Source organism: Flavobacteriales bacterium, from assembly GCA_013214975.1.
GTDB lineage: Bacteria > Bacteroidota > Bacteroidia > DT-38 > DT-38 > DT-38.
This window is the reverse complement of the sequence record JABSPR010000418.1, coordinates 1-4,164: the sequence shown is the minus strand read 5'-3', so window position 1 is coordinate 4,164 and position 4,164 is coordinate 1. Positions and strand designations below refer to the sequence as shown.

Sequence of the window (4,164 nt, the reverse complement as noted above, 5' to 3'; positions counted from 1 at the left end):
GTCTCTAATTCCTGCTTCATTGAATAATAATGTTGAGATAGCCTATGGTGGTGCTAGTGTGAAAAATGGAACCGGTGGGCTAGGGGGAAGCGTTCTGCTTCAAAATAAAGTTAACTGGAATAAGAAATTAGAGGTAGATGTAAACCAGTATTATGGTTCCTTTCAAGATACAAGGTCGAATATTTCGATTCGTTATGGGAATAAAAAGATCCAGTCTGCAATAAAAGTGGTTTACAGTTCTTCTCTAAATAATTTTCCTTACCTAAATATTACCAAACAGGATATGCCAACGGAAAATCAAGTTAATTCAAGAGTTTCTCTTTATCACATTATGCAAGACTTGCATTATAAATGGAATAAGAAGAATACAGTTGAAGGAAGTGTATGGCATTTTAAAAACGAAAGACAAATTCCTCCAACCCTTAATACAATCGATTATTCTGGTTTAGTCAATCAATCAAGTCGCGGGTATTTGGCTTGGAAGCACATTAATAAATCGAATAGTTATTTTGAATTAAGATCAGCCTATTCACATGATTACGTTCATTTCTTTGAGGATACTTTATCTAATATCAATTCTGAACACTTAGGTCAATCTTGGAATTCCCAATTTAATTGGCATCAACAGATCAAGAAGATTACAGTTAAATCAGGCTTGGAGCATAAAATAGAATATTCCCTCTCCGATGGTTATCAAGACGGAAAGTACAGATCAGCTTCAGACTTGAATTACCTCAAGAGAAATATAACCTCACTATTCTCTGATTTTAAAATCCGTTCAATTAATAAATGGCTGATAAATATTCACATAAGAGAATTATTGATTGATGAGGGCTTCTCTCCCTTGATCTATTCTTTGAGTTCTGAAAATAAAATGCTCTCAGATGATAAATTAAATTGGAAAGCGAGTTATGTAAAAAACTTTAATATGCCCTCTATGTATGATTTGTATTGGGATAAAGGGGGTAATTCCGATCTCGTTCCTGAAGAAGGATGGATAGCCGAATCTGGATTTAGCTCTAAGTTTATTTTGAAGAATAATATTGAAGTCCGTTTGGAAGGAACAGCTTATGTTTCTAAAATTAACAATTGGATTTTATGGCAGCCAATTGATGGATATAATTGGTCTGCTCAGAATTTAAAAGAAGTTTATAGAGAAGGAGGAGAGTTGTCTGCATCTATAAAAGGTGATTTAGGGAAATTAAAGTACAACCTAAACGGAGTGTATGGGTATGTAAATGCAGTGAATAAAAGTAAAATAGGTGAATCGGATGCCTCTTTCGGTAAGCAGTTGATATATGTGCCAAAGCATAACTTTCAATCATTTATTAGAATCTTGTATAAAGACATGAGTTTAACCTATGAATATTCCTATACAGGTTCTCGATTTATAACGACAGACAACTCGTGGTATATGCCGGCCTTTGGCATCAGTAATATAGTAACAGGTACTGTTTTAAAATCGAAGAATTTTAAGTTCGATATTAAATTTAGGGTTTACAATATTTTGAATGCTCAGTACCAAACTATCCCATATCGTCCGATGCCTGGGAGATACTATGGGATATCTCTAGGAGTTTATTGGCTCAAGCAAAACAAGAAAGAGGAATGAAAATAACGGGTTATATAGGTGTATTTATATTGCTTGGGCTTTACTCTTGCGAAAAAGAAGGTATAGGACCGGTTAATGTGAATAGCAAAGATTATTCTTTAATCGATACAACAGAATCTGTATTTATAATAAATGAAGGCAATTTTCAATGGGGTAATTCTTCAATTACTCATTACAGTGTAAAAACGAATGAGGTTACTCAAGAAGTATTTAAAGGAGTAAATGGAAGGTCTCTTGGTGATATTGCTCAAAGTATGGAGGTATATAACGGAAAAGGGTACATCGTTGTAAATAATTCGAATAGGATAGAAGTAGTTGATTTAAATACGTTCGAGTTATTGGGGACAATTGATGGCCTTGTCGCTCCACGGTATATTCAAATAATCGATTCTGCAAAGGCTTATGTTACAGACCTGTATGCTGATTATGTTGCCATTTTTAATCCGGAAACGTATCAAGTTATTGGGCAGGTTGACATAGAGGGGTTTACGGAAGAAATGGAAATGACGAACGATAAAGTCTATATAACAAATGTAGATACTTCGTCAATCTCTGGAGATCGTTTATACATTGTAGATGCCAATTCAGATGCTGTACTTTCTTCGTTGGAACTACAGCGTAGCCCAGGAAGTATCGTTCTCGATAAGGACAATAAATTATGGATATTATCGAGTGGAGGATACCAAGAAGAGTTGCCTAAACTCGTTCAAATAGATCCTTTGTTAGACAAAGTAATTAGAGAATTTACGTTTAATTCTTTATCAATGTCACCCAATAAACTAGTTATTAATGGTGAAGGGAATATGCTGTATTTCTTAAACGGAGGTGTATTCAAAATGTCTATTTATGATTTAGAATTACCTCAAGTGGAAACCATTTCTAGCGAAGGGCATCTTTTTTATGGATTGGGCGTAGACCCGGTAAGCGGTGATGTATATCTTGCCGATGCGGTAGATTATGTTCAATCGGGGACAATTTATGTGCATGATGGAGAATCGGGTAGCATGATTAACTCTTTTCCTTCAGGTATTATACCGGGCAATTTTGCTTTTAAATAAATCAAGTCCACGAAAAAATTGTAATTTTAAGAATCAATAATTCACTGCAATATGAAAAATGAAATAATGAGTAAGCGAAATACATTTATTGGATTCTTTATCCTATTAGTTGCGTTTAGTAGATTTTTGGATCATCCTTGGAATTTTACACCAGTTGCGGCTATGGCATTATTTGCAGGTGCATATTTAAAGAATAGAACGCTTGCTTATTTATTACCGCTAGGTTCACTACTACTTAGTGACGGAGTATTGGAAATCGCTCACCAACTAGGCCATTTTGAACATGGAGGATTTTATTCTGGGATGTACTATGTATATGCTGGATTTGCTTTAATTGTATTCTTAGGTTCTAAAGTAGGTAAGAACATAAAAGCTGTTAGTGTAATAGGTGGAGCTCTTGCTGGCTCACTGTCATTTTTTATTCTTACAAATTTAGGAACTTGGATGGGTGGCACATTATACCCAATGACATTAGAGGGATTAAGCGCATGTTATGCTGCAGGTATTCCTTTTTTCAGACATGCTGTTTTAGGTGATTTGATTTACGTTACGGCATTTTTTGGAGCATTTGAATTAATGCAGTATAAGATTCCAGCGTTGGCTAAAGTAAAAGCTTAACGAATAATATAAAACTTAATTGATAGTCTCGGAGAACCCGGGACTATTTTTTTGCCATGAAACCAAAGGCCCTATTTAATTGGAGTGGAGGAAAGGATTCCACATTTTGTTTGCATCAACTAATGCAGAGTGAAGAGTTCGAAATAACTACTTTGCTTACAAGTGTTAATACTCATTTTGATAGAATATCTATGCATGGAGTTCGCGTGGATCTGTTAGAAAAACAAGCAGCAAGTATTGGATTACCACTTCGGAAATTAGAGCTTCCTGAGTCTCCCAATATGCAAGAGTATGAGGAATTGATGACTGTTGCATTAAAAGAAATAATGAAAGACGGAGTAACCCATTCCATCTTTGGTGATATTTTCTTGGAAGATTTAAAAGAGTATAGAGAGAAGCAATTAGCGAAAATTGGATTAGAGGCAGTTTTTCCGATATGGAAAAGGCCTACAGTTAAGCTGGTAAGGGAATTTATAGACCTTGGCTATAAATCCGTTATCGTATGTCATAACAGTAAGTACATGGATGAAAGCTTCTCGGGAAGGTTAATAGATTATGATTTTTTAAAAGATTTACCGGAAGTTGTTGATCCTTGTGGTGAAAATGGAGAGTTCCATTCGTTTGTTTATGACGGGCCTATTTTTAAAGAACCAATTAATTTCGAAATAGGGGAGAAGGTCTATAAAGAATACAAAAAAACAAAGGTGACAACCGATTCAAAAGATTCATACCACACAAAGCACGAGGAGGAGGTATCTAACTTTGGCTTTTGGTTTTGCGACCTTATTGGCAAATAGAGTTACGCAATAGGTACAGCGTTTTGCCCTATAATAAAAACCACAGGAGTTTCAAGTTGATTATTCTTTGATTCTTCTT

General features: G+C 35.1%; 4 protein-coding genes. All 4 read left to right on the top strand.

Going from position 1 to position 4,164, the window contains the following annotated elements; translation table 11 throughout:
* Nucleotides 1-19: 19 nt before the first annotated feature.
* Genes HRT72_13015 through HRT72_13000 form a run of 4 tightly spaced genes read left to right on the top strand, consistent with a single transcriptional unit; the run spans nt 20 to nt 4,085 of the window.
* Nucleotides 20-1,612, top strand: coding sequence for a hypothetical protein (locus HRT72_13015; GenBank protein ID NQY68627.1), 1,593 nt, complete (start codon nt 20-22; stop codon nt 1,610-1,612).
* Nucleotides 1,609-2,670 (top strand): YncE family protein, encoded by a 1,062-nt coding sequence (locus tag HRT72_13010; protein NQY68626.1) that lies wholly within the window; start codon nt 1,609-1,611, stop codon nt 2,668-2,670. Before HRT72_13015 ends, HRT72_13010 begins: the two co-directional genes overlap by 4 nt.
* A gap of 51 nt (nt 2,671-2,721) precedes the next feature.
* Nucleotides 2,722-3,288, top strand: coding sequence for a hypothetical protein (locus tag HRT72_13005; protein NQY68625.1), 567 nt, complete (start codon nt 2,722-2,724; stop codon nt 3,286-3,288).
* 56 nt (nt 3,289-3,344) lie between these two features.
* Nucleotides 3,345-4,085 (top strand): diphthine--ammonia ligase, encoded by a 741-nt coding sequence (locus HRT72_13000; GenBank protein NQY68624.1) that lies wholly within the window; start codon nt 3,345-3,347, stop codon nt 4,083-4,085.
* The last annotated feature ends 79 nt before the right edge of the window (nt 4,086-4,164 follow it).